This is a genomic window from Streptomyces sp. NRRL B-24572 (assembly GCF_002156145.1).
GTDB classification, from domain to species: Bacteria; Actinomycetota; Actinomycetes; order Streptomycetales; family Streptomycetaceae; genus Streptomyces; species Streptomyces vietnamensis.
In genome coordinates, this window is the sequence record NZ_MWIG01000330.1 from 1 (window position 1) to 24,610 (window position 24,610).

27 protein-coding genes are annotated in these 24,610 nt (G+C 70.1%); 8 read left to right on the forward strand and 19 right to left on the reverse strand.

Annotation, left to right across the window (positions count from 1 at the left end; all coding sequences use genetic code 11):
- On the forward strand, positions 1-743 hold a 743-nt coding region (locus tag CCN56_RS43305; protein ID WP_179199918.1), incomplete at its 5' end, for a hypothetical protein.
- 24 nt (positions 744-767) lie between these two features.
- On the forward strand, positions 768-1,919 hold the full coding sequence (locus tag CCN56_RS20420) for a cysteine desulfurase family protein (protein WP_086828815.1): 1,152 nt from the start codon (positions 768-770) through the stop codon (positions 1,917-1,919).
- Positions 1,920-1,968: 49 nt separating this feature from the next.
- On the opposite strand, the gene CCN56_RS20425 is transcribed toward CCN56_RS20420, so the two are convergent.
- A complete protein-coding gene (locus CCN56_RS20425; RefSeq protein ID WP_086828817.1) occupies positions 1,969-2,607 on the reverse strand; it encodes a TetR/AcrR family transcriptional regulator in 639 nt (212 codons plus the stop codon).
- Positions 2,608-2,705: 98 nt separating this feature from the next.
- On the opposite strand from CCN56_RS20425, the gene CCN56_RS20430 reads away from it, so the two are divergent.
- Genes CCN56_RS20430 through CCN56_RS20440 form a run of 3 tightly spaced genes read left to right on the forward strand, consistent with a single transcriptional unit; the run spans position 2,706 to position 4,825 of the window.
- Positions 2,706-3,479 (forward strand): ABC transporter ATP-binding protein, encoded by a 774-nt coding sequence (locus tag CCN56_RS20430; protein ID WP_086828880.1) that lies wholly within the window; start codon positions 2,706-2,708, stop codon positions 3,477-3,479.
- Positions 3,480-3,489: 10 nt separating this feature from the next.
- The gene (locus CCN56_RS20435) at positions 3,490-4,239 is read left to right on the forward strand and encodes an ABC transporter permease (protein ID WP_086828819.1); all 750 of its coding nucleotides are present in this window, start codon (positions 3,490-3,492) and stop codon (positions 4,237-4,239) included.
- 13 nt (positions 4,240-4,252) lie between these two features.
- Positions 4,253-4,825, forward strand: coding sequence for a cob(I)yrinic acid a,c-diamide adenosyltransferase (locus CCN56_RS20440; RefSeq protein WP_086828821.1), 573 nt, complete (start codon positions 4,253-4,255; stop codon positions 4,823-4,825).
- Here CCN56_RS20440 and CCN56_RS20445 read toward each other — a convergent pair.
- The gene (locus CCN56_RS20445; protein WP_086828823.1) at positions 4,745-5,365 is read right to left on the reverse strand and encodes a hypothetical protein; all 621 of its coding nucleotides are present in this window, start codon (positions 5,363-5,365) and stop codon (positions 4,745-4,747) included. The genes CCN56_RS20440 and CCN56_RS20445 overlap by 81 nt on opposite strands.
- 152 nt (positions 5,366-5,517) lie before the next feature.
- On the opposite strand from CCN56_RS20445, the gene CCN56_RS20450 reads away from it, so the two are divergent.
- The 3 genes from CCN56_RS20450 (at position 5,518) to CCN56_RS20460 (ending at position 9,304) form a co-directional block, all read left to right on the forward strand.
- Positions 5,518-6,699 carry a sensor histidine kinase gene (locus CCN56_RS20450; protein ID WP_086828825.1) on the forward strand — a complete coding sequence of 394 codons (1,182 nt, stop codon included), beginning with the start codon at positions 5,518-5,520 and terminating at the stop codon, positions 6,697-6,699.
- Positions 6,696-7,334, forward strand: a complete 639-nt coding sequence (locus tag CCN56_RS20455) for a response regulator transcription factor (RefSeq protein WP_086828827.1) — start codon at positions 6,696-6,698, stop codon at positions 7,332-7,334. Before CCN56_RS20450 ends, CCN56_RS20455 begins: the two co-directional genes overlap by 4 nt.
- A gap of 209 nt (positions 7,335-7,543) precedes the next feature.
- Positions 7,544-9,304, forward strand: a complete 1,761-nt coding sequence (locus tag CCN56_RS20460) for a glycoside hydrolase family 18 chitinase (protein ID WP_086828829.1) — start codon at positions 7,544-7,546, stop codon at positions 9,302-9,304.
- A gap of 119 nt (positions 9,305-9,423) precedes the next feature.
- Here CCN56_RS20460 and CCN56_RS20465 read toward each other — a convergent pair whose 3' ends face one another.
- From CCN56_RS20465 to rpmE, 17 genes are all read right to left on the reverse strand, one after another.
- Complete coding sequence (locus tag CCN56_RS20465; protein WP_086828881.1) at positions 9,424-9,870, reverse strand: DUF2550 domain-containing protein; 447 nt, start codon at positions 9,868-9,870, stop codon at positions 9,424-9,426.
- Positions 9,871-10,016: 146 nt separating this feature from the next.
- Positions 10,017-10,391, reverse strand: a complete 375-nt coding sequence (locus CCN56_RS20470; RefSeq protein WP_086828831.1) for a F0F1 ATP synthase subunit epsilon — start codon at positions 10,389-10,391, stop codon at positions 10,017-10,019.
- 112 nt (positions 10,392-10,503) lie between these two features.
- Positions 10,504-11,946: a F0F1 ATP synthase subunit beta gene (gene atpD, locus CCN56_RS20475; RefSeq protein ID WP_086828833.1), complete on the reverse strand. Its 1,443-nt coding sequence runs from the start codon at positions 11,944-11,946 to the stop codon at positions 10,504-10,506.
- The gene (locus CCN56_RS20480) at positions 11,946-12,863 is read right to left on the reverse strand and encodes a F0F1 ATP synthase subunit gamma (protein ID WP_086828835.1); all 918 of its coding nucleotides are present in this window, start codon (positions 12,861-12,863) and stop codon (positions 11,946-11,948) included. Before CCN56_RS20480 ends, atpD begins: the two co-directional genes overlap by 1 nt.
- A 20-nt stretch (positions 12,864-12,883) precedes the next feature.
- The gene (atpA, locus tag CCN56_RS20485; RefSeq protein WP_086828837.1) at positions 12,884-14,479 is read right to left on the reverse strand and encodes a F0F1 ATP synthase subunit alpha; all 1,596 of its coding nucleotides are present in this window, start codon (positions 14,477-14,479) and stop codon (positions 12,884-12,886) included.
- 141 nt (positions 14,480-14,620) lie between these two features.
- On the reverse strand, positions 14,621-15,436 hold the full coding sequence (locus CCN56_RS20490; RefSeq protein ID WP_086828839.1) for a F0F1 ATP synthase subunit delta: 816 nt from the start codon (positions 15,434-15,436) through the stop codon (positions 14,621-14,623).
- On the reverse strand, positions 15,433-15,978 hold the full coding sequence (locus CCN56_RS20495) for a F0F1 ATP synthase subunit B (RefSeq protein ID WP_041131254.1): 546 nt from the start codon (positions 15,976-15,978) through the stop codon (positions 15,433-15,435). Before CCN56_RS20495 ends, CCN56_RS20490 begins: the two co-directional genes overlap by 4 nt.
- A 41-nt stretch (positions 15,979-16,019) precedes the next feature.
- Positions 16,020-16,253, reverse strand: coding sequence for an ATP synthase F0 subunit C (atpE, locus tag CCN56_RS20500; RefSeq protein WP_010474382.1), 234 nt, complete (start codon positions 16,251-16,253; stop codon positions 16,020-16,022).
- Positions 16,254-16,345: 92 nt separating this feature from the next.
- Positions 16,346-17,155 (reverse strand): F0F1 ATP synthase subunit A, encoded by an 810-nt coding sequence (atpB, locus tag CCN56_RS20505; RefSeq protein ID WP_041131253.1) that lies wholly within the window; start codon positions 17,153-17,155, stop codon positions 16,346-16,348.
- A 225-nt stretch (positions 17,156-17,380) separates the two neighbouring features.
- The gene (locus CCN56_RS20510) at positions 17,381-17,794 is read right to left on the reverse strand and encodes a hypothetical protein (protein ID WP_086828851.1); all 414 of its coding nucleotides are present in this window, start codon (positions 17,792-17,794) and stop codon (positions 17,381-17,383) included.
- 264 nt (positions 17,795-18,058) lie between these two features.
- The gene (locus CCN56_RS20515) at positions 18,059-19,390 is read right to left on the reverse strand and encodes an MraY family glycosyltransferase (RefSeq protein WP_086828853.1); all 1,332 of its coding nucleotides are present in this window, start codon (positions 19,388-19,390) and stop codon (positions 18,059-18,061) included.
- 107 nt (positions 19,391-19,497) lie between these two features.
- Positions 19,498-20,745 (reverse strand): serine hydroxymethyltransferase, encoded by a 1,248-nt coding sequence (gene glyA, locus CCN56_RS20520; RefSeq protein ID WP_086828855.1) that lies wholly within the window; start codon positions 20,743-20,745, stop codon positions 19,498-19,500.
- A gap of 195 nt (positions 20,746-20,940) precedes the next feature.
- On the reverse strand, positions 20,941-21,588 hold the full coding sequence (locus CCN56_RS20525; RefSeq protein ID WP_086828857.1) for a protein-tyrosine-phosphatase: 648 nt from the start codon (positions 21,586-21,588) through the stop codon (positions 20,941-20,943).
- Positions 21,585-22,232, reverse strand: a complete 648-nt coding sequence (locus CCN56_RS20530; protein WP_086828858.1) for an L-threonylcarbamoyladenylate synthase — start codon at positions 22,230-22,232, stop codon at positions 21,585-21,587. Before CCN56_RS20530 ends, CCN56_RS20525 begins: the two co-directional genes overlap by 4 nt.
- A gap of 34 nt (positions 22,233-22,266) precedes the next feature.
- Entirely contained in the window at positions 22,267-23,112 is an 846-nt protein-coding gene (prmC, locus tag CCN56_RS20535; protein ID WP_041131247.1) for a peptide chain release factor N(5)-glutamine methyltransferase, read from the reverse strand.
- A gap of 66 nt (positions 23,113-23,178) precedes the next feature.
- Positions 23,179-24,255, reverse strand: a complete 1,077-nt coding sequence (prfA, locus tag CCN56_RS20540; RefSeq protein WP_041131246.1) for a peptide chain release factor 1 — start codon at positions 24,253-24,255, stop codon at positions 23,179-23,181.
- A gap of 98 nt (positions 24,256-24,353) precedes the next feature.
- Entirely contained in the window at positions 24,354-24,575 is a 222-nt protein-coding gene (gene rpmE, locus CCN56_RS20545; protein ID WP_015036196.1) for a 50S ribosomal protein L31, read from the reverse strand.
- Between the last annotated feature and the right edge of the window lie 35 nt (positions 24,576-24,610).

Consider the following 24,610-nt stretch of genomic DNA (forward strand, 5'->3'; position numbering starts at 1 on the left):
GGACCCGCACCGTCCCGCCCCGCGTCGAACCCCTCCTGGAGACCGTCGACCGCTCGGCGCGTTCGGCGTTGCTCGTCGCCGGCGGCTACTTCGAAACCGCCGCCGGCATCGGGGAGTTCTCCCTGAGCTCCTTCGCCCTGGCGCAGGAGACCGGCGCCGCCGCCCGCCGTCTGCACCGCGGCAACAAGGTGGTCTACGACGTCATCGTCAACGACCTCGGCATGTCCTGTTCCGACGAGATCTGTACGCTGCCGGCCGCCCCCTCCGCGCCGGCCGACGTCTCCCCGCTCACCGCCCTCGCGGCCGGCGCCGGGACCTCCTTCACCGTCACCCGCGAGCGCACCCTGCGCAATCGCGCCGCCCGCGCCATGAAGCGCCGGCTGCGCGAGCCGGCGGAGCACCCGCTGTTCGCCCTGGAAGGCGACGAGATCCTCTTCCGCTCCCGCCAGTACGCGAAGGTGCTCGCAGGGTCCGTCAAGGACGACCACGTCGTCCCGCGCTGCCCGCTGATCGTCGCCGAGTACTTCGCCCGCTACTTCGCCCGGCTGCGGGCCGCCTTCCCGGACTGCGCCCGCCGCCACGTCGTCGACATCAACTCGCTCGCCGACCGGGACAAGGTCACCAAGGGCGCCGAGATCTACCTCCGCACCCAGGCGGACCCCGACGAGGAGATCGTCCTCGTCTTCGCGGACGCGGCCTGCGCCGATCCGATCGCCCTGCCCTACACGGCGTACGACTTCTGACGGTCCTCTGACGGGAGCACAGGCATGGCCACGATCTATCTCGACCATCAGGCGACCACCCCGGCGGACCCCGCGGTCGTCGAGGCGATGAGCTTCGCCGCCACCCACTGCTTCGCCAATCCCTCCAGCCCGCACGCGGCCGGCATCCGCGCCTTCCGCGAGGTGGAGCGGGCGCGCGGGGCCGTCGCCCGGCTGATCGGGGCGGCGCGCAGCGAGATCTACTTCACGTCCGGCGCGACCGAGGGCAACAACCTCGCGGTCAAGGGGGTCGTCACGCCCGGCGAGCGCCGCCATGTGGTGACGACGGCGGTGGAGCACAAGTCCGTGCTCGACAGCTGCCGTTCCCTGCGGGCGGCGGGACACGAGGTCACCGTGCTGCCCGTCGACGGCGAGGGCCGGGTGTCGGCTCGTCAGGTCACGGCGGCACTGCGGCCGGACACCGCGCTGGTCTCGGTGATGCTCGCGAACAACGAACTCTCCACCATCCAACCGGTGGCGGAGATCGGCGCGGTCACGCGCGCCGCCGGGGTGCCGCTGCACTGCGACGCGACCCAGGGCGTGGGCTCGCTGCCCGTCGACGTCCGGGCGCTCGGGGTGGACCTGCTCACCTTCTCCGGACACAAGATCTACGGCCCGAAGGGCGTCGGCGTGCTCTACGTGTCCAACGGCCTGTCCGACCGGGCCCCGCTCGCGCCGCTCCTGCACGGCGGCGGTCAGGAGCGCGGGCTGCGGGCGGGCACGGTCAACACCGCCGCCGTCATCGGCCTGGGCGCGGCCGTCGGCGTCCTCGCGGCGGGCCGGGAGGAGGAGTCGGCCCGGCTCGCCGGGCTGCGGGGGCGGTTCCTGGCCACGCTCGCGGACCTCGTCCCGTACACGCTGAACAGCGGTACGGGACCGGGGTTCCTGCCGCACGCGGTGAACCTGTCCTTCGAGGGCACGGACGCCCAGCAGCTGCTCCTGGAGGTCACGGACATCGCCGTGTCGACGGGTTCGGCGTGCAACAGCTCGGCGCAGGAGCCCTCGCACGTCCTGACGGCGGCCGGTCTGGCGCCGGAGCGGATCCGGGGCAGCATCCGGGTGGGCTTCGGCCGCTTCACCACGGAGGAGGACGCGGTCCGCGCGGCCCGCGCGCTCGCCGCGGGCGTCTCGGGCCCGGCGGCCCGGGCGGCCGCCTGACACCTGAGGTCGCGGTGCGCGAACGGGCACGGCCCTCGCGCAAACGGGCTCAGCCCTCGCGCACCGCGTACGTCAGGACCTTCTCGCTCAGCAGCTCCTCGATCTCGTCGAGGAGGACGAGGGCCTCGCGGGAGACGGTCGTCGCCTTGCGTCCGGCGGTCATCTCGCCGGTGATGTAGCCGACGACGGCACTCTCGATCCAGGCGAGCTGGCCGCCGACGAGCAGCGGCAGCGGATCGTCGGCGGCGGCGCCGGTCTCCTCGCGGAGGGTGGTGACGACGGCCTCCTGGACCTGGTCCCGCAGCTGGAAGAGGCGGGCCTTGAGGGTGGGCGCGTGCTCGATGACGTTCATGAAGCGGTCGAAGCCGTCCATGAGTCCGTACGCCGGGGAGACGGCCCCGATGTCCTGGCGCAGCTCGCGCAGGACCGCCTGGGCGGCGGACTCTCCCCGGTCGCGGCCGCGGATCATCCGCGCGAGGCGCTGGGTGACGCCGTCCATCCGGTCGAGGAAGAGGTCCTCCTTCGCCGGGAAGTAGTTGTACACGGTGTTGACGGAGACGTCCGCCGCCTCCGCGACGTCCGCGACGGTCACGGCCACGAAGCCGTGCTCCAGGAAGAGTCCGGTCGCGATGTCCGAGATCCGCTGCTTCGTCTCGCGCTTCTTGCGTTCCCTGAGTCCCTCGGCCATGGACCCATCGTAGGCAATCCTAGGCTCCCTGAAATTTCGGTGCCTCTTAATTTTTGGTGGCGTTGCAAAATTTCAGTGACTCTGTTTTTGTGGTCGCCATGCCCATCATCAGCACGTCCGGACTCGCCCGGACCTTCACGACCAGGAACGGCCCCGTGGAGGCCGTCCGGGGGGTCGACCTCACCGTGCGGCCCGGCGAGATCCTCGGACTCCTCGGCCCCAACGGCGCCGGCAAGACCACCACCCTCCGGATGCTCACGACGCTCCTCCCGCCCACCGGCGGCGCCGCCACCGTCGCCGGCCACGACCTCGTCGGCGACCCCGCCGCCGTACGCCGGCGCATCGGGTACGTCGCCCAGTCCGGCGGCCTCGACCCCCAGGAGACCGTCCGCTCCGAGCTCGTCATGCAGGGCAGGCTCTACGGCCTCGACCGGGCGACCGCGGCCTCCCGCGCCGAGGAGCTCGCCGCCGACCTCGGCCTCACCGAGCTCCTCGACCGGAAGACCCCCGCGCTCTCCGGCGGCCAGCGCCGCCGGCTCGACCTCGCGATGGGGCTCACCCACCGCCCGGAGCTCCTCTTCCTCGACGAGCCGACGACCGGCCTCGACCCCGGCAGCCGCGCCGACCTGTGGGCCCTGGTGCGACGCCTCCGCGACGAGCACGGCACCACCGTCGTCCTCACCACGCACTACCTCGACGAGGCCGACGCGCTCGCCGACCGGCTCGTGATCGTGGACAAGGGCACGGTCGTCGCCGAGGACACCCCCGCGGGACTCAAGGCCGCGCACGGCGTGACCACCCTCCAGGAGGCCTTCCTCGCCGTCACCGGCCGCGGCCCGGCCCCCGTCGACACCACCCCCGTAGCGGTCTAGGAGACCCGTGATGCTGTTCCGCGACACCGCGCTGCTCTTCGGGCGCCATGCCCGCCAGACCCTGCGCTCCCCGTTCCAGATCTTCTTCGGCGCCCTGATGCCGCTGCTCTACCTGTTCTTCTTCGGACCACTGCTCACCGGTCTCCCGCTGGGCCGCGAGGGCGACTCCTGGCAGATCCTCGTCCCCGGCCTGCTGCTCCAGCTCGGCCTCTTCGGCGCCTCGTTCGCCGGCTTCTCGATCATCATGGAGAAGAACTGGGGCGTGTTCGACCGGATGCGGGTCACCCCGGTGAGCCGGCTCGCCCTGCTCCTCGGCCGGGTCCTGCGGGACGCCGCGCTCTTCGTCTTCCAGGCCGTCCTGCTCGTCCTGGTGGCGATCCCCATGGGCCTGCGAGCGCCCGTCGCCGGGATCCTCGCCGGCTTCGGCTTCGTCGCCCTGCTCTCCGCCGCGCTCGCCTCCCTCTCGTACGCGCTCGCCCTGAAGCTGCGCACCCCGCAGGAGTTCGGCCCCGCGATCAACACGCTCGCGATGCCGGCGATGCTGCTCTCGGGCCTGATGCTGCCGATGGCCCTCGCCCCCGGCTGGCTCGACGTGCTCTCGCGCTTCATGCCGTTCCGCTATCTGGTGGACGCGGTCCGGGAGGCGTACATCGGCCACTACACGACGCCGACCATGCTGTACGGGGTGCTCGTCGCCCTCGGCCTGACGGCGCTCGCCGTGACGGTCGGCACACGCACGTTCCGGAGCGCCGGAGCGTAACTACGCTGGACCCATGGTCAATCTGACGCGCATCTACACCCGTACCGGCGACAAGGGCACCACGGCGCTCGGCGACATGAGCCGGACCGCCAAGACGGATCTGCGGATCTCGGCCTACGCCGACGCCAACGAGGCCAACGCCGCCATCGGGACGGCCATCGCCCTCGGGCAGCTCGACGAGGAGCTCGTGAAGGTCCTCGTCCGGATCCAGAACGACCTCTTCGACGTGGGCGCCGACCTCTGCACGCCGGTGGTGGAGAACCCCGAGTACCCGCCGCTGCGCGTCGAGCAGGGCTACGTCGACAAGCTGGAGGCCGACTGCGACCGCTTCCTGGAGCAGTTGGACAAGCTGCGCTCCTTCATCCTGCCGGGCGGCACGCCCGGGGCGGCCCTGCTGCACCAGGCGTGCACGGTGGTCCGGCGGGCGGAGCGCTCCACGTGGGCGGCCCTCGAGGTGCACGGCGAGACGATGAACGCCCTGACCGCCACGTACCTCAACCGGCTGTCAGACCTTCTCTTCATCCTGGCCAGGACGGCCAACAAGGAGGTCGGGGACGTGCTCTGGGTCCCGGGCGGCGACCGCTGAGCCGGAGTCCGGGTCCCTCTTCCGCCAGATCAGGTAGCTGAGGGCGATCAGGCCGTGGATGCCGACCGCCCGCCAGGCGGCGAACATCCAGCTCCACAGGCTGTCGGTGTTCCCGGCGTCGCCGACGTACCGGACCGCGAGGAGCAGCAGGACGGTGGCGACGACGCCGCCCACCAGCGAGCCCAGCCAGACCCTGCCCTCGTGGCGGGCGCGCGCCGTGCCGTACCGGGGCGGCTTCGGGGGCGGCGGGCCGCCGCCGAGGCGGTGGGCGGCGTGCCCGTCGAGCCACTTCACGGTGCGGTGGCCGTGGCCGACGGTGTAGCCGATGTAGAGCGCGGCGAGTCCGTGCTCCCAGCCGGGCTCGGCGCCGTTCCTGAGGTCGATCGCGGTGACGGCGAGGAGCACGACCTCCAGGAGCGGCTCGCACAGCAGCAGGGCCATACCCGCGCGGGGCATCTTCAGGAGGTAGCGGGTGGCGAGGCCGGCGGCCAGCAGGACCCAGAAGCCGACCTCGCAGACGACGATCAGCGTGACGATCACGGCGGTTCCCCTTTCGGTGCTCCTTCAGCGTCCCGTGGGTCCGCGCCCGGTTCGTCGTCGCCGGTGAGGAACCGCGTCTACATCCTTCGACGGAGGGACGGATCGGCCCGAGCGAGGAGGTACGCGCGCGTGGCGCCGTGTTGGATGAGTGCGTGACACTCCCCCGCCCGCACCGCGTCGATCTGCTCATCGCCGCCACCGGCCTCGTCGGCGGCCTGATCATGTGGTGGTTCGGGCTGTACGTGACGACGGACCACGTCTTCGGGCAGCGCTGGGCGGCTCTGATCCCGCTGACCGTGATGGCCGGGGCGGAGGCCGTGCGCCGTACCGCCCCCCGGACCGCCCTGATCGTCGGCACCCTGGCGATCGTCGCCGACCAGTTCACCAACGGGAACCTGGCGACGGTCCTGATGTTCACGGACGTGGTCTACGCGGCCGTCGTGTACGGCCCACCGGCCTCCGCGCGCCGCATCCCCTACACGACCGGCCTGATCACGGTCGCGGTGACCGCCGGCTTCCTCATCTGGTGGCAGAACGCCTACGCGCTGCTCGTCGGGGTCATCACCGGCATGATCTCCTTCCTCCCCGCGATCACGGGCGCGATCGTCCGCAACCACCGGGAGGCGGCGGACGCCGCGCGGCTGCGGGCCGAACAGACCGCGCTGCTCGCCGAGATGGACCGGGCACAGGCGGTGGTGGCCGAGCGGGCGCGGATGGCACGGGAACTGCACGACATGGTGGCGAACCACCTCTCGGCGATCGCGATCCACTCCACGGCCGCGCTCTCCCTCGACGAACCTGCCACCACCCGGCAGGCGCTGACGGTGATCCGGGAGAACAGCGTGGCGGGCCTCGCGGAGATGCGGCGGCTCATCGGGCTGCTCCGGGACAGCGGCGGGGACGCGGAACCGGGGGCGGTGCCGAGCCTCGACGCGCTGGACGGTCTGCTCGCCCGGGCCCGCGCCAACGGCTCGTCCGGCGGCCTGGAGTTCGTCCTCGAGGACACCCGGCCCGCGGACGGAGCCGCCCTGCCGGCGCCGGTGGAGCTGGCCGCGTACAGGATCGTGCAGGAGTCCCTGACCAACGCGGTCAAGCACGCCTCCCCCGGTACGGTCACCGTACGGGTCGGCCGGTGCGACGGGGTCCTGACGGTGGCCGTCGACTCGCCGTACGGGAAGCGGCCGGGGCCGTCGGCGCCCGGGACGGGCTCGGGTCTGATCGGGATGCGGGAGCGCACGGAGCTGCTCGGCGGGGAGTTCCGGGCGGCGGCCGAGGGAGCGGTCTGGCAGGTGCGGGCCGTGCTGCCCGCGGACGAGAAGGCGGGGAACGCATGACGATCCGGGTGGTCGTGGCCGAGGACCAGTCCGCGGTACGGGCGGGGCTCGTGCTGATCCTGGGCAGCGCGCCGGACATCGAGGTGGTCGGCGAGGCCGCGGACGGCGAGCGGGCGGTGGAGCTCGCCCGCGAACTGCGCCCGGAACTGGTCCTGATGGACGTGCAGATGCCCCGGATGGACGGGGTGACGGCGACCCGTCTGGTGGTGTCGGAGGGTCTCGCCGACGTGCTCGTCCTGACGACCTTCGACCTGGACGAGTACGTCTTCGGGGCGCTGCGGGCCGGGGCCTCGGGCTTCCTGCTGAAGGACACGGACGCGAAGGACCTGATCACGGCGGTGCGGACGGTGGGGCGCGGCGAGGGGCTGATCGCCCCGGCGGTGACGCGGCGGCTGATCGCGGAGTTCGCGGCCCCGAGCCGTCCGCCGACGGACTCCGCCGTACTGGAGGGGCTGACGCCCCGGGAGCGGGAGGTGCTGTCGGCGCTCGGCCTGGGTCTGTCGAACGCGGAGATCGCGGTACGCCTGGACATGGCGGAGTCGACGGTGAAGACGCACGTCAGCAAGGTGCTCGGGAAGCTGGAGCTGCGCAGTCGGGTCCAAGCGGCGGTACTGGCACAGGAGTTGGGGGTTTAGCAGATCTTTGCCGACGTTGGTCTGGACCTCTTGACGATTGGTCCAGACCTTCCTACGCTCGCGGGGCGCGCGCACCTTTCGGACCACCCCCACCTTGTCCGTCCGCAACTTGAGGAGCACCGTTGAGCACTCAAGCACCGACGCGCAGAGCAGGGTTCAGACACCGGACCGCCGCCGGACTGACCGCCCTGATCCTGCCCCTGGCCGCCATGGTCGGCCTCGCCTCCCCCGCCGAAGCCGCCACCTCGGCCACCGCGACCTACACCAAGACCCAGGACTGGGGCACCGGCTTCGGCGCCAGCTGGACGGTCAAGAACACCGGCACCACCACCATCAACTCCTGGACCGTCGAGTGGGACTACCCCTCCGGCACCGCCGTCACCTCCGCCTGGGACGCCACCGTCACCAACTCGGGCACCCACTGGACCGCCAAGAACGTCGGCTGGAACGGCACCCTCGCCCCCGGCGCCTCCGTCTCCTTCGGCTACAACGGCGCAGGCCCCGGCGCGCCCAGCGGCTGTAAGATCAACGGCGCTCCCTGCGACGGCACCACCCAGCCGGGCGACAACCCGCCCTCGGCCCCCGGCACCCCGGTCGCCTCGAACATCACGGACACCTCGGCGAAGCTCACCTGGACCGCGGCCACGGACGACAAGGGCGTCAAGAACTACGACGTGCTGCGCGACGGCACCAAGGTGACCACCACCACCGGCCTCACCTTCACGGACAGCGGCCTCACCGCCGGCACCGACTACTCGTACACGGTCGTCGCCCGCGACACCATCGACCAGACCGGCCCCGCCGCCGGACCCGTCGCCGTCCACACCACCGGCGGAGGCGGCGGCACCCCGCCCCCGAACGTCGTGAAGATGGGCTACTTCACCAACTGGGGCGTCTACGGCCGCAACTACCACGTGAAGAACATCGTGACCTCCGGCTCCGCGTCCAAGATCACCCACATCAACTACGCCTTCGGCAACGTCACCGGCGGCAAGTGCACCATCGGCGACTCCTACGCCGACTACGACAAGGCCTACACCGCCGACCAGTCCGTCGACGGCGTCGCCGACACCTGGGACCAGCCGCTGCGCGGCAACTTCAACCAGCTCCGCAAGCTGAAGAAGCTCTACCCGAACATCAAGGTCATCTGGTCCTTCGGCGGCTGGACCTGGTCCGGCGGCTTCGGCCAGGCCGTGCAGAACCCGGCCGCCTTCGCCCAGTCCTGCTACGACCTGGTCGAGGACCCGCGCTGGGCCGACGTCTTCGACGGCATCGACCTGGACTGGGAGTACCCCAACGCCTGCGGTCTGTCCTGCGACACCAGCGGCGCGGCCGCCTTCAAGAACATGATGCAGGCCATGCGCGCCAAGTTCGGCGCGAACGCCCTGGTCACCGCGGCCGTCACGGCCGACGCCTCCGCCGGCGGCAAGATCGACGCCTCCGACTACGCGGGCGCCGCGCCGTACATGAACTGGTTCAACGTCATGACGTACGACTTCTTCGGCGCCTGGGCGGCGCAGGGTCCGACGGCCCCGCACTCCCCGCTCACCTCGTACGCCGGCATCCCGCAGGCGGGCTTCAACTCCGCCGAGGCGATCGCCAAGTTCAAGGCGAAGGGCGTCCCCGCCAACAAGCTGCTGCTCGGCATCGGCTTCTACGGCCGCGGCTGGACCGGCGTCACCCAGTCCGCCCCCGGCGGCACCGCGACGGGCCCGGCGCAGGGCACGTACGAGCAGGGCATCGAGGACTACAAGGTCCTCAAGAACTCCTGCCCGGCCAACGGCACCGTCGCGGGCACGGCGTACGCCCACTGCGGCACCAACTGGTGGAGCTACGACACCCCCGCCACCGTGAACTCGAAGATGAGCTGGGCCAAGAACCAGGGCCTCGGCGGAGCGTTCTTCTGGGAGTTCAGCGGTGACACCAGCAACGGCGAGCTGGTCGGCGCCATCAACACCGGCCTGAGCTAGGGCACGAAAGAGGAAGCGGGGACGGCGCAGCACGCCGTCCCCGCTTCCTCATGTCCTACGCGACATTCACCCTCCCCCAGACTTCGTCCGGGGGGACCCCCATTCAACGGGTAAGGAATCTAAGCGACATTTACCCGTTGCCCAGGAGGCGCCGCCTCCAGCCAGGCCATGAAACCCGTCCGGGCGTCCTCGCTCATCGCGAGCTCCAGGCGGACGCCCTCGTACATACAGGGCTGGATCACGGAGTCGGAGAGCAGCGCGAGCTCCTCCTCGCCCTCCGGCATCCGGCGCTCCAGGGCCACGATGGACGAGCGCGAGAGGACCCGGCGCGGCCGGGGCGAGTACGAGAAGACACGGAACCAGGCGATCTCGTCACCGCTGTAGCGGGCGACGCCGTACACCCAGCCCTTGCCGGTGGGGTCCGGCTCGTCGGGGACGTTCCAGTGCAGCGAACAGTCGAAGGTGCCGCCGGCGCGCTGGATCAGTCTCCGGCGCAAGCCGAAGACGAAGAGCCCGATCACCACCAGTGCGACGACGATGCCGCACACGAGCAGAGCGAGGAACATCTTCACCGACCTCCTCGCTGCGTCCCGTGGCCGGCACGGCCGGCAGAACCGAATACAACCTGCATATGCATCGCCTCAGCCGCGACACGGTCCGGAAAATTCCGGATCGTGCCGCGGCTGAGGGCACTCCTGCTCGGTGCGGTCCGCTAGCGGACCGATACCGCGCGCAGCCGGACCTCGGCGCGCCGCTCGGCGGCGGCGTCCGACTCCGTCTTCGCACGCTCCAGCGCGCGCTCGGCACGCTGGGCGTCGATCTCGTCCGCCAGCTCGCAGATCTCCGCGAGCAGAGACAGCTTGTCGTCGGCGAACGAGATGAATCCGCCGTGGACGGCGGCGACGACGGTCCCGCCCTCGCTCGTACGGATGGTCACCGGGCCCGACTCCAGCACACCGAGCAGCGGCTGGTGGCCGGGCATGACGCCGATGTCGCCGGAGGTGGTACGCGCGATGACCAGGGTGGCCTCGCCGGACCAGACACTCCGGTCCGCGGCGACCAGCTCGACGTGCAGCTCAGCAGCCAAGGGTGGCTCCTCGGGTCACCACCCGGCGGTCGTGCCGGGTGTTGGGGTCAATTCTAGGGGGCGTGGAGAGGGGGACGGGACGGATCCCGTCCCCCTCGGGCGAGCACGGGGCTCAGGAGACGCCGAGCTCCTTGGCGTTGTTCTTGAGGTCCTCAAGACCACCGCACATGAAGAACGCCTGCTCCGGGAAGTGGTCGAACTCACCGTCGCAGATCGCGTTGAACGCGGCGATCGACTCGTCGAGCGGAACGTCCGAACCGTCCACGCCGGTGAACTGCTTCGCCGCGTGGGTGTTCTGGGACAGGAAGCGCTCGACACGGCGGGCGCGGTGGACAACGAGCTTGTCCTCCTCGCTCAGCTCGTCGATACCGAGGATCGCGATGATGTCCTGGAGGTCCTTGTACTTCTGCAGGATTCCCTTGACGCGCGTGGCGGCGTCGTAGTGGTCCTGCGCGATGTAGCGCGGGTCCAGGATCCGGGACGTGGAGTCCAGCGGGTCCACGGCCGGGTAGATGCCCTTCTCGGAGATCGGACGGGAGAGAACCGTCGTCGCGTCGAGGTGGGCGAAGGTGGTGGCCGGGGCCGGGTCGGTCAGGTCGTCCGCGGGGACGTAGATCGCCTGCATCGAGGTGATCGAGTGACCACGGGTCGACGTGATGCGCTCCTGGAGGAGACCCATCTCGTCGGCCAGGTTCGGCTGGTAACCCACCGCGGACGGCATGCGGCCGAGCAGGGTCGAGACCTCGGAGCCGGCCTGCGTGAAGCGGAAGATGTTGTCGATGAAGAACAGCACGTCCTGCTTCTGCACATCGCGGAAGTACTCCGCCATGGTCAGACCGGCGAGGGCCACACGGAGACGGGTGCCCGGGGGCTCGTCCATCTGGCCGAAGACAAGGGCGGTCTTGTCGAGGACGCCCGAGTCCTCCATCTCCGCGATGAGGTCGTTGCCCTCACGCGTACGCTCACCGACACCGGCGAACACGGAAACACCCTCGTGCAGCTTCGCCACACGCATGATCATTTCCTGGATCAGAACGGTCTTGCCGACACCGGCACCACCGAACAGGCCGATCTTTCCACCCTTGACGTACGGGGTGAGAAGGTCGACGACCTTCAGGCCGGTCTCGAACATCTCGGTCTTCGACTCGAGCTGGTCGAACGCCGGGGCCTTGCGGTGGATGGACCAGCGCTCGCCGACCTCGGACTCGGCCTCGGGCTCGTTCAGGATCTGACCCAGCGTGTTGAACACGCGACCCTTGGTGACGTCACCGACGGGCACCGTGATGCCGTCGCCGGTGTCGACCACGGGGGCCTGGCGGACCAGACCGTCGGTGGGCTGCATCGAGATCGTACGGACGATGCCGTCACCGAGGTGCTGCGCGACCTCGAGGGTCAGCGTCTTGAGCGCGCCCTCCTCGGCCGGGTCGGCGACCTGGACGTGCAGGGCGTTGTAGATCTCCGGCATCGCGTCGACGGGGAACTCCACGTCGACGACCGGGCCGATGACCCGGGCGACGCGGCCCGTGGCGGCGGCCGTCTCAACAGAGGTCGTCATTACTTGTCACTCCCCGCGGTCGCGTCGGCCAGGGCTGCGGTGCCACCGACGATCTCGCTGATTTCCTGGGTGATTTCGGCCTGGCGGGCCGCGTTGGCAAGTCGGGAGAGGTTGTTGATCAAGTCTCCCGCGTTGTCGGTGGCCGACTTCATCGCGCGGCGCGTGGCGGCGTGCTTGGAGGCAGCCGACTGGAGCAGCGCGTTGTAGATACGGCTCTCGACGTAGCGCGGCAGAAGGGCGTCGAGGACGTCCTCCGCCGACGGCTCGAAGTCGTACAGCGGGCGGAGGGTGTCCGGCTCGCCGGCCTCCTTCGCCACCTCGTCGAGGCTGAGGGGCAGCAGCCGGGCCTCGATCGCCGTCTGGGTCATCATCGAGACGAACTCGGTGTAGACGATGTGGAGCTCGTCCACACCACCCTCGGCCGTGTCCTTCTCGATCGCCTCGATCAGCGGTGCCGCGATCTTCTTGGCGTCCGCGTACGTGGGCTCGTCCGTGAAGCCGGTCCACGTGTCGCTCAGCTTCCGCTCACGGAAGTTGAAGTGCGCCACACCACGGCGGCCGACGACATAGATGTCGACCGCGCGGCCCTCGCCCTCCAGCTTCGCGATGAGCTGCTCCGCCGCCCTGATGGCGTTGGAGTTGAAGGCACCGGCCAGACCGCGGTCGCTCGAGAGGAGCAGGACCGCGGCACGGCTCGGGTTCTCCGCCTCGGTGGTCAGCGGGTGCTTGTCGTTCGCACCCGTGGCCACCGCCGTGACCGCGCGCGTGAGCTCGGTCGCGTACGGAGTCGACGCCTGCACCTTGCGCTGCGCCTTGACGACACGCGAGGCGGCGATCATCTCCATCGCCTTGGTGATCTTCTTCGTCGCGGTGACGGATTTGATGCGACGCTTGTAGACCCGGAGCTGCGCTCCCATGAGTCAGGTCCCTTCCGTCGTCACTTCGAGACGTTGACGGCGGGAGCGTCCGCGCCGAGCAGCTTGCCGTCAGAGGTCTCGAACTGCTGCTTGAACTCCGCGATGGCGTCGGCGACGGCGGTCAGCGTGTCGTCCGACATCTTCTTGCCCTCACGGATGGAGGTCATGAGACCGGAGTGGTTCTGGCGCAGGTACGCCAGGAGCTCGGCCTCGAAGCGACGGATGTCGGCGACCGGAACGTCGTCCATCTTGCCGGTGGTGCCGGCCCAGACGGAGACGACCTGGTTCTCGGTGGGCATCGGCTGGTACTGAGCCTGCTTGAGCAGCTCGACCATGCGCTGACCACGCTCCAGCTGCGCCTTCGAGGCAGAGTCCAGGTCGGAACCGAAGGCCGCGAAGGCCTCCAGCTCACGGAACTGGGCCAGGTCCACGCGGAGGCGACCGGCGATCTGCTTCATGGCCGGGTGCTGGGCGGAGCCACCGACTCGGGAGACCGAGATACCGACGTTCAGGGCCGGACGCTGGCCGGCGTTGAACAGGTCGGACTCCAGGAAGCACTGGCCGTCGGTGATGGAGATGACGTTGGTCGGGATGAACGCGGAGACGTCGTTGGCCTTCGTCTCGACGATCGGCAGACCGGTCATCGAACCCGCGCCCAGCTCGTCCGAGAGCTTCGCGCAGCGCTCGAGGAGACGGGAGTGCAGGTAGAAGACGTCACCCGGGTAGGCCTCACGGCCCGGCGGGCGGCGCAGCAGCAGCGACACGGCGCGGTAGGCGTCGGCCTGCTTCGACAGGTCGTCGAAGACGATCAGGACGTGCTTGCCCTGGTACATCCAGTGCTGACCGATGGCGGAACCGGTGTACGGCGCCAGGTACTTGAAGCCGGCCGGGTCGGACGCCGGGGCGGCGACGATCGTCGTGTACTCGAGCGCGCCGGCCTCTTCCAGGGCGCCGCGAACGGACGCGATGGTCGAGCCCTTCTGGCCGATGGCGACGTAGATGCAGCGGACCTGCTTGTTCACGTCGCCCGAGCGCCAGTTGTCGCGCTGGTTGATGATCGTGTCGACGCACAGAGCGGTCTTGCCGGTCTGACGGTCACCGATGATCAGCTGACGCTGACCACGGCCGACCGGCGTCATGGCGTCGACGGCCTTGTAGCCGGTCTCCATCGGCTCGTGCACCGACTTACGGGCCATAACGCCCGGGGCCTGCAGCTCGAGGGCGCGGCGGCCCTCGGTCGCGATCTCGCCGAGACCGTCGATCGGGTTACCGAGCGGGTCGACGACGCGACCCAGGTAGCCCTCACCGACACCGACGGAGAGGACCTCGCCGGTGCGCTGCACCGACTGACCCTCCTCGATGCCGCTGAACTCGCCGAGGACGATTGCACCGATCTCGCGCTCTTCGAGGTTCAGCGCGAGACCGAGGGTCCCGTCCTCGAACTTCAGCAGCTCGTTCGCCATGGCCGAGGGAAGACCCTCGACCTTCGCGATGCCGTCACCGGCCAGGCTGACCGTGCCGACCTCCTCGCGCGAGGCCGCGTCCGGCTGGTACGACTGGACGAAGGTGTCCAGCGCGTCCCGGATCTCCTCCGGCCGGATCGTGAGCTCCGCCATCTGGGTTCCCTGCTCTCCTTGTTGGGCCCGAAGTTTCTTAAGGGGTCTGGGGGCCGACCCCCAGGAATCTTCTGCAATCTCTGCACGGCCCAACCGGGCCGCTTGTCATGCTGTGTTGCTGTGCTGCTGTGGTCGCTGCCGTCAGCCGGCCAGTCGACGGGTCGCCTCGCCGAGGCGCTCCGCGATGGAACCGTCGATGACCTCGTCGCCGACGCGCACCGTGATCCCGCCGAGGACCGCGGGGTCCACGTCCAGGTTCAGGTGCATCTCGCGGCCGTACAGCTTCGCCAGTACGGCACCGAGGCGCTGCTTCTGCCGGTCCGACAGCGGCACCGCCGAGGTGACGACGGCGACCATCCGGTCCCGGCGCGCCGCGGCGAGCTTGGACAGGGACTCGAGTCCCGCTTCCAGGCTACGTCCCCGGGGCTGGGTCACCAGACGGACGACCAGACGCTCGGTGGTCGCGTGGGCCTTGCCGCCGAGCAGGCTGCGGAGCAGCGTGCCCTTCGCGGTGGCCGTGGCGGCCTTGTCCGTCAGCGCCGAGCGGAGCTCGTTGCTGGAGGACACGATCCGGCCGAACCGGAACAGCTCGTCCTCGACGTCGTCGAGTGCGCCCGCCTTCTGCGCCGCGGTGAGGTCGGCGGTGTTCGCCAGCTCCTCGGCCGCGTCGACCAGGTCGCGCGAGCGCGACCAGCGGGAGCGGACCATGCCCGAGACCAGGTCGACGGTCTCGCCGCCCACCTGACCGCGCAGGAGTCGCTGCGCGAGCTCGGCCTTGGCCTCACCCGGCTGCGCGGGGTCGGTCAGGACCCGGCGCAGCGACACCTCGCGGTCGAGCAGCGCGGTGACGGCGGCCAGCTCGTCCGCGAGCTTCGTCGCGTCGACCGGCGTGTTGTCGGTCAGCGCGTCGAGGGACTCGCGGGCGGCGGACAGTGCCTCGCGGCTCGCTCCGTTCATCGGACAGCCTCCGCCTTCTCCTCGAGCTCGTCGAGGAAGCGGTCGATGGTGCGGCTCTGGCGGGCGGTGTCCTCGAGGGACTCGCCGACCAGCTTGCCGGCCAGGTCGGTGGCGAGCTTGCCGACGTCCTGACGCAGCGACGCGGAAGCGGCCTTGCGGTCGGCCTCGATCTGCGCGTGGCCGGCCGCGATGATCTCCTCGCGCTGGCGCTGGCCTTCCGCCTTCATCTCCTGGATGATCGCGGTGCCCTGCTCCGTCGCCTCCTGGCGAAGACGCGCGGCCTCGTGGCGGGCCTCGGCGAGCTGGGCCTTGTACTGCTCCAGCACACTCTGAGCCTCGATCTGGGCCGATTCGGCCTTCTCGATGCCACCCTCGATGGCCTCGCGACGCTCGACCAGAACCTTGTTGATGTTCGGGAGGAGCTTCTTGGCGAGGAAGCCGAAGACGATGACGAAGGCGATCAGGCCGATGACGAGCTCGTCGAGATGCGGGATGAGCGGGGGCTGCTCCTCCGCCGCTTCCGCAAGAAGCAGAGCGTTCACATCAGTGCCTTCCGTAAAAAGAATCGGGCAGTCGGTCCGGCTTACTTGTAGACGAAGCCCATGACGATGCCGATGAGGGCGAGCGCCTCACAGAAGGCGAAACCCATGATCTGGTTGGTGCGGATCAGGCCGGCAGCCTCGGGCTGACGGGCGAGGGCCTGGGTGCCGTTACCGAAGATGATGCCGACGCCGACGCCGGGGCCGATGGCCGCGAGGCCGTAGCCGATGGAGGCGACGTTTCCGTTGACGGCGGCGAGAGTCTCGAGAGCGGACATGCCGGTTCTTCCTTCTCTTTCAAGGACCCGGTGGGGGTTGGCCACCGGACGACTGTTGGTTGGGGGTGTGGTGCTTGGCTGGCCGGGCCGGCTCAGTGGTGCTCGGAGAGCGCGCCCTGGACGTAGCTGCAGGCCAGGAGGACGAAGACGTACGCCTGGACGGCCTGGATGAAGAGCTCGAAGGCAGTCATGATCAGGACCATCACGAACGAGGCGCCGGCGTAGACGAAGCCCAGGCCGTTCATGAGGTACCAGGTGGCCAGCGAGAACATCACGATGAGCAGGTGACCGGCGAACATGTTCGCGAACAGTCGGACCGCGTGCGTGAAGGGCCGGATGATCAGGTTCGAGAAGAACTCGAGGAGCATGATGAGCGGGAGGATCGCACCCAGGGACTTGTCGTACCCGAGGATGTTCTTCCAGCCGCCGGCGAAGCCGTGCTTCTTGAAGGTCAGCGCCACCCACATCACGTAGACGATCAGTGCGAGGGCCGCCGGGAAGGCGATCAGCGAGGTGACCGGGAACTGGGCGACCGGAATGATCGACCACAGGTTCATGATCCACACGAAGAAGAACAGCGACACCATGAAGGGGACGTACTTCTCGCCGTCCTTCTTGCCGATGATCTCGTAGACGATGCCGCGGCGCACGAAGTCGTAACCGGCCTCGCCGACCATCTGCATCTTGCCGGGGATCAGCTTGGGCTTGTTGAAGGCGGCCCAGAAGAACCCGACAACCACGAGCGAGCCCAGGACCGCGAGCAGCATGGGCTTCGTCAGCTCGAAGCTTCCCCACGTGGCGATCGGCTCGTACATGAACGTGTGCAGGCCCGGCGCCGGGAAGCCACATCCAGAGAAGATGTGGCAATCCGGGTCGAAGGCAAGCGTCTGGTCAGCACTCACCGCGGGCTCCTTCAGCGTGGCGCATAGGTACGGCAACCTCGTTGTGTCGGCGCGGCGCGCAGCCGCGGGTCGGCACTGGACTGGTCTTACGGATAAGGGGGCGGCGGTTCGGCATCGAGCCTCTCGCTGGGACAGGCGCCGTTTCGGATGCCCGCGTCCGCAGTGCCGCAGTTGGCACCGGACGATAGCAGGAAGCCGAACGCGGCTTTATCCCGGCCCTACCCTTCACGACTTGGACCCCGTGTTTCCGGGGTCGATGTACGTGATCTTGGCCTTCATGTAGGCCCGGGCCTGTGCGGCGACCCACACCACGGTCGTCGCGAGCAGCGTGAAGGCGAAGGCCTTGAAGTCGAACAGCGTCGTGTCCTTCAGCAAGGCCAGGAAGATGAAGAGCACCAGCAGCTGGGCCGTGTAGAGCATCAGCCCCATGGCCTGGAAGAGGTGCGGAAGCGACTTCGCCGTCCGCTGGAGCACCAGCAGCCCGATCCCCATGAAGAGGAGGACCACCAGGGTGCCGACGACGGCGCCGATCGCACCCTTGCCACCGGCGACCACCCCGCTGATGACCGTGGCGATGGCGCCGACGGCTGCGCTGGGTACGGCGGCGTGCAGAAGGATGCGTGCGTCGTTCGACGGCATGGCGGTGTCTCCGCTTGCTCTGGAGGGGGCGATGGTGTCGTCATGGACGAGCGTAAGCCCGGTCCGAGGTGGGTCTCGGGGCCAACAGACCGTCGCACTACGGTCTTTCGGCACTGTCGCCGGGTCTCGTGAACCGTATCACAAACTATTTGAATAGGTCTTTACCCATACGGTGTGCCAACAGTCACACATGAGAGTTACCCCGCGCGTGTGTGCGCGACAGTGAGGCACCTTGTGTGCTATTGGCCCCGGATGGGGCTTTCGTCAACCGCGCGCCCCGGCCTTACTCCTGTCGGAGAAGCGCGAACGGTGACCGATGGCGGTCGCCCCGTTGACCCCGGCGGACACGGGCTCCCGCTCCTCCTCGGCCCCCTCGGCCCCTTCCGCCTCTGCGGACGCGGCGGCCTCCGCCGGCACGGCGGCCGGCTTGCGGCGGCGGTAGCGCGGCGGGACGACGGACTGGGCCCAGCGCGGGGCGCGCGGCGTGAACCGCGGCAGCAGGAGCAGCACCAGGCCGATCGCGCTCAGCGCGACGACCCCGAGGACGATCCACATCGAGGTCGAGTGGACCGAGTAGGCCAGCGTGCCGAAGGCGATGAGCGCCGACCAGAAGTACATGATCAGAACCGCGCGGCTGTGCGAGTGGCCGATCTCCAGGAGCCGGTGGTGCAGGTGCCCGCGGTCGGCCGCGAACGGCGACTGGCCCTTCCACGTACGGCGCACGATCGCGAGGACCAGGTCGGCCATGGGGATCGCGATGATCGTCAGCGGCAGCACGAGCGGGATGAAGACGGGCAGGGCCGCGTGGGTGGCCTCACGGGTCGAGCCCTCGAAGAGCTTCAGTACGTCCGGGTCGACCTGGCCGGTGATCGAGATGGCGGAGGCCGCCAGGACCAGACCGATCAGCATCGAGCCCGAGTCGCCCATGAAGATCCGCGCCGGGTGCATGTTGTGCGGCAGGAAGCCCAGGCACATGCCCATGAGGATCGCGGCGAAGAGGGTCGCGGGGGCGGCCGCCTCGATCGTGTAGCCGTACCAGAGGCGGTACGCGTACAGGAAGAAGGCCGCGGCGGCGATGCAGACCATGCCGGCGGCGAGGCCGTCGAGGCCGTCGACGAAGTTCACGGCGTTGATGGTGAGGACCACCAGGGCGACCGTCAGGAGCGTGCCCTGCCAGGGCGTGAGGGCGACCGTGCCGACGCCGGGGATCGGCAGCCACAGGATCGTCAGACCCTGCGCGACCATCACGCCCGCCGAGATCATCTGCGCGCCCAGCTTGATGAGCGCGTCCAGCTCGAACTTGTCGTCGAGGACGCCGATCAGCCAGATCAGCGCGGCGCCGGAGAGCAGCGCGCGGGGCTCGTTGGACAGCTCGAAGACGCTGTTCAGGTTCTGCAGGTGGTCGGCGACGAGGAGTCCCGCGCACAGCCCGAAGAACATGGCGATGCCACCGAGCCGCGGAGTCGGTTCTCGGTGTACGTCGCGGGCGCGGATCTCCGGCATCGCCCCGGTGGCGATGGCGAACTTCCGCACCGGACCGGTGAGCAGATAGGTCACCGCGGCCGTGACACAGAGCGTCAGCAGGTAATCACGCACGGGCTGCCCCACAGGAATCGCTGGCCATCTCAGCCCCACACCCTAGCCGTGCCGTCCATGTGCTTGGAGACACCCGTGCCCCCGGAACGGTTGCGCTCGGGCTCCCGTCAGGGCCCATACGGGGGAAATCGGGAGGTCAGCTCCCGTACTTCCGCGCGTACCCGGGCCGTTTCCCCGGCGTCATCGCGCAACGCGACGGTGAACAGTGCGGCAATTCTCGCCATCTCCGGAGCACCCATCCCCTGCGTGGTGACGGCGGCGGTGCCGAGCCGGATCCCGCGGCCCTCCCCGTAGGGCAGGGCGCAGGTGTCGAGCACCATGCCGGCGGCGGCGAGCCGGGCGCGGGCGGTGCGGCCGTCGACGCCGAGGGGCGCCGGGTCGGCGGTGATGAGGTGCGTGTCCGTCCCGCCGGTGGTGAGCGCGAAGCCCTCGGCGGCGAGCGCGGACGCGAGGACCTGCGCGTGCTCGACCACCTGATGGGCGTACTCGGTGAACGCCGGGGTGGACGCCTCGCCGAAGGCCACCGCCTTCGCCGCGATCGTGTGCATCTGGGCGCCGCCCTGGGTGAACGGGAACACCGCCCGGTCGATCCGCTCCGCGAGCTCCTCGCCGCACAGCACCATTCCGCCGCGCGGCCCGCGCAGCACCTTGTGCGTCGTCGCGCACACCACGTCGGCGTACGGGACGGGGCTGGGGGCCGCTCCCCCGGCGACGAGCCCGATGGGATGGGCGGCGTCGGCGATCAGATACGCCCCGACCTCGTCGGCGATCTCGCGGAAGACCGCGTAGTCGAGGTGGCGGGGGTACGAGATCGACCCGCAGACGATCGCCTTGGGGCGGTGGTGGCGGGCGAGCGCGGCGACCTGCTCGTAGTCGACGAGCCCGGTGTCGGCGTCGACGCCGTAGGGCACGAAGTCGAACCACCGGCCGGAGAAATTGGCGGGCGAACCGTGCGTGAGGTGCCCCCCGTGGTTCAGGCCCATGGCCAGAACCGTGTCACCGGGCCTGAGAAGGGCCGCGTACGCCGCCAGGACGGCCGAGGAGCCGGAGTGGGCCTGTACGTTCGCGTGGTCGGCTCCGAAGAGCGCGGTGGCCCGCTGGACGGCGATCCGCTCGGCGGCGTCGGCGTACTCGCAGCCGCCGTGGTGCCGGGCGCCCGGATAGCCCTCGGCGTACTTGTTGGCGAGGGGGGAGCCGAGGGCGGCGAGAACGGCGCGCGAGGTGAAGTTCTCGGCCGCGATCAGCTGCAGGCTGTCGGCCTGCCGCCGCGCCTCGCCGAGCAGCACGTCGGCGATCTCGGGGTCCTGCCGGCGCAGGACGTCGAGTTCCTCATCGGGGGGCGCGGTGACGGACATGGCTGACTCCGGACGTGGAGGGGTGTCAGCACCAATGTAGGCAGCGGCACCCCACCCCGCCTGTCGACTCCTCTCGACGCGCCCCTCGCACCGCTCGGCCCCGGGGGGCCTCACGGGCTTCGGGACGCTGCGGCGGCCTCCGACCGCCGGACGTGGCTCGGGCCGTCGGCGTGGCCGAGGCGCCCGCCCGGGCCGTCAGCGCTTGGCCGAGACGCCCGTCAGGGCCGTGACCACCGGATCCAGTGCCTGGTTGATCTCGTCCCCGATCGAGCGGAAGAACGTGATCGGGGCTCCGTACGGGTCGTTGACCTCGTCGGCGTCCACCGAGGGGGCCAGGAGCCACCCGCGTAGAGCCGCTGCCGCACGGACCAGGGCACGCGCGCGTTCCACCATGCCCTCGTCGCGCGGGTCCGGCAGGGTCGCGGGGTCGATCGCGCGGACCAGGCGGGTGAACTCCTTCAGGGTGAAGGTGCGCAGGCCCGCCGAGTGGCCCATCGAGATGACCTGCGCCCGGTGGTCGCGGGTCGCGGTCAGGACGAGGTCGGCGCGGATGACGTGCTCGTCGAGGAGCTCGCGGCCCACGAAGCCGCTGTAGTCCGCGCCGAAGTCGGCGAGGACCAGTTCCGCGTTGGTCTCCATCGGGGCGCCCTCGTGGCCCCAGGTGCCCGCGCTCTCCACGATCAGGCCGCCGCCGAGGGGGTCGCCGAGGCGGACGCTCAGGGCGTGGCGGGTCAGCCGTTCGGTGATCGGCGAGCGGCAGACGTTGCCGGTGCTGACGTGGAGGATGCGGAAGGTGCTGCTGTCGTCGAACCCCGCTATGCCACGCCCCTCAGGGGCGGTCAACTGGCCACCTCGAGGTCGGGTACGACCTTCCGGAGCTCCTCCGGGGAGAGCGCGCCCTCGCGCAGCAGCACCGGCACCTTGCCCGTGACGTCGACGATGGACGAGGGGACGATCCCGGGGGTCGGGCCGCCGTCGAGGTAGACGGAGACGGAGTCGCCGAGCATGCCCTGCGCCGCGTCGCAGTCCTCCGGCGCGGGGTGGCCGGTGAGGTTGGCCGAGGAGACGGCCATCGGGCCGACCTCGGTGAGCAGTTCGATCGCGACCGGGTGCAGCGGCATCCGGATGGCGACGGTGCCCCGGCTGTCGCCGAGGTCCCACTGGAGGGACGGCTGGTGCTTGGCGACGAGGGTGAGCGCGCCGGGCCAGAAGGCGTCGACGAGCTCCCAGGCCTGCTCGGAGAAGTCGGTGACCAGGCCGTGGAGGGTGTTCGGGGAGCCGATGAGCACGGGCGTGGGCGTGTTGCGGCCGCGGCCCTTGGCGGCGAGCAGGTCGCCGACGGCCTCGCTGCTGAAGGCGTCCGCCCCGATCCCGTACACGGTGTCGGTGGGCAGCACGACCAGCTCGCCCCGGCGGACGGCGGACGCGGCCTCGCGCAGACCGGTCACGCGGTCGGTCGACTCGTTGCAGTCGTATCGCCGTGCCATCAGTTCCGGGCCTCCTCGTACACGTCGTGCTTGGTCATGGCATCGCCTTGCGGGCGGTCGCGAAGCGCGGCCGGTTGTTCAGGTCGGGGTGGTCGGCGGCGTCGACCCAGCCGGCCTCCTCGTTGAAGATCCACGGCACCTGGCCGCCCTGCGTGTCGGCGTGCTCGACGACGACGAGTCCCCCGGGCCGCAGCAGCCGGTGTGCCGTGCGCTCCAGGCCGCGGATGAAGTCGAGGCCGTCCTCGCCGGAGAAGAGCGCCATCTCCGGGTCGTGGTCGCGGGCCTCGGGCGCCACGTACTCCCACTCGGTGAGCGGGATGTACGGCGGGTTGGAGACGACCAGGTCGACCTGGCCGTCGAGCTCCGGCAGCGAGGTGAGCGCGTCGCCCTCGTGCAGCGTGACGCGGGAGCCCTCGACGTTCTTCCGGGTCCACGCGAGCGCGTCCTCGGACAGCTCCACGGCGTGCACGCGCGAGCGCGGCACCTCCTGGGCGAGCGCGAGCGCGATGGCCCCGGAGCCGGTGCACAGGTCGACGATGAGCGGTTCGACGACGTCCATGGCGCGTACGGCGTCTATGGCCCAGCCGACGACCGACTCGGTCTCCGGGCGGGGCACGAAGACACCGGGCCCCACCTGGAGCTCCAGGTAGCGGAAGAACGCCCGCCCGGTGATGTGCTGGAGCGGCTCGCGCGCCTCGCGGCGGGCGACGGCCTCCCAGTAGCGGGCGTCGAAGTCCGCGTCCTTGACGTTGTGCAGCTCCCCCCGCTTGACGCCGTGCACGAACGCGGCGAGCTCCTCGGCGTCGAAACGCGGTGAGGGAACGCCGGCGTCGGCCAGCCGCTGGGTGGCCTGGGCCACCTCGGCAAGCAGCAGGTTCACGCTGGTCCTCCGTGGTGCGGGGTGGGGCTTGAGGGGGGCCTTACGCTGCGACGGGCTTCGTCCGCCTCACGCGGCGGCGAGCTTCGCCGCCGAGTCGGCGTCGACGCAGGCCTGGATCATGGCGTCCAGGTCGCCGTCGAGCACCTGGTCCAGGTTGTACGCCTTGAAGCCGACGCGGTGGTCCGAGATCCGGTTCTCCGGGAAGTTGTACGTGCGGATCTTCTCGGAGCGGTCGACGGTGCGGACCTGGCTGCGGCGGGCGTCGGCGGCCTCGGCCTCGGCCTTCTCCTGCGCGGCGGCGAGGAGCCGGGAGCGCAGGATGCGCATGGCCTGCTCCTTGTTCTGGAGCTGGCTCTTCTCGTTCTGGCAGGAGGCGACGATGCCGGTCGGCAGGTGGGTGATGCGGACCGCGGAGTCCGTGGTGTTGACCGACTGGCCGCCGGGGCCGGACGAGCGGTAGACGTCGATGCGCAGGTCGTTGGCGTGGATCTCGACGTCGACCTCCTCGGCCTCGGGCGTGACGAGCACGCCGGCGGCGGAGGTGTGGATGCGGCCGGCGGACTCGGTGGCGGGCACGCGCTGGACGCGGTGCACCCCGCCCTCGTACTTGAGCCGGGCCCAGACGCCCTGGCCGGGCTCGGTCGCGCCGTTGCCGCCCTTGGTCTTCACGGCGACCTGGACGTCCTTGTAGCCGCCGAGCTCGGACTCGGTGGCGTCGATGATCTCGGTCTTCCAGCCGACGCGCTCGGCGTACCGCAGGTACATCCGGAGGAGGTCACCGGCGAAGAGGGCGGACTCGTCGCCGCCCGCGCCCGCCTTGATCTCCAGGATGACGTCCTTGTCGTCGCTGGGGTCGCGCGGAACGAGGAGCAGGCGGAGCTTGTCGGTGAGCTCCTCGCGCTGCTTCTCCAGTTCCTTGACCTCGGCGGCGAAGTCGGGGTCGTCGTGCATCAGCTCGCGCGCCGTCTCGATGTCGTCACCGGTCTGCTTCCAGGAGCGGTAGGTGGCGACGATCGGGGTCAGCTCGGCGTAGCGCTTGTTGAGCTTGCGCGCGTTCGCCTGATCGGCGTGGACCGAAGGGTCCGCGAGCTTGGTCTCAAGGTCGGCGTGCTCGCCGACCAGTTCCTCGACCGCCTCGAACATCGGGGGCTCCTGGGTTTTCGTGGGTTGCTACGGGACGGCAAAGCGCCGGTCCCGGCCACCCCCGCACGGGGGCAGCCGAAGACCGGCGCAGTGGCTCGCTACTTGGCGGAGCCGGCAGCCTTGCCGAAGCGGGCCTCGAAGCGGGCCACGCGGCCGCCGGTGTCGAGGATCTTCTGCTTGCCCGTGTAGAACGGGTGGCACTCGGAGCAGACCTCGGCACGGATGGTGCCCTCGGTCAGGGTGCTACGGGTGGTGAACGACGCGCCACAGGTGCAGCTGACCTGGGTCTCGACGTACTCGGGGTGGATCTCGCGCTTCAAGGTGTCTCCTAGTTTCGGGAGGGCTCCGGGTCGCC